This window comes from Corynebacterium meitnerae, assembly GCF_027570075.1.
GTDB classification, from domain to species: domain Bacteria; phylum Actinomycetota; class Actinomycetes; order Mycobacteriales; family Mycobacteriaceae; genus Corynebacterium; species Corynebacterium meitnerae.
The window spans coordinates 1-497 of sequence record NZ_JAKMUS010000043.1; the positions used below are offsets into that span (position 1 = coordinate 1).

Sequence of the window (497 nt, forward strand, 5' to 3'; positions counted from 1 at the left end):
TTCAGCAAGATTAGGCCTAACCAAATCCTGCTTTTGCTGCATAAATGATGGCAACCCTAACCGTTGCCCCCATCGATGCATCTTCGTGGCGTGTACGCCCTGACGTGCACGCCACCGCGCTTTCGCCCCATAAGGCAACGCCCGATAGATGCTGACCATCTGGAGCTTTTGGTCCTCAGTGAAATCTACACCCCACGGATACGGCTGGCTGGGCGTGAAAACGTAGCGACCGGCCTGCCAGCTAGAAGCCACCTCATCATCAAGCACAGCACCTGCATCAAGGACAACGACCTCCAACCCCAACACATCAGCAGCTTTCACACCACTGCGAAGCACACGCTTGCCTTCCGGGGGCTCAAGAGCAACCTGGGCAAGTTGCTCACGGCGCTGAAACGACACAGCACCAGAATCAACAGGAACCAAACGGGGAACATCAAACTCAGTCATGAACAAAAACCTCCTCGGTTAATGGTTCACAACCAGCCTGGCAGCTAAGG

Annotated in this window: 1 protein-coding gene; it reads right to left on the reverse strand. The window is 54.9% G+C overall.

Going from position 1 to position 497, the window contains the following annotated elements; genetic code table 11:
- The coding region (locus L8U60_RS10750; protein ID WP_269966359.1) for a hypothetical protein at positions 1-447 on the reverse strand (447 nt) is incomplete at its 3' end.
- Between the last annotated feature and the right edge of the window lie 50 nt (positions 448-497).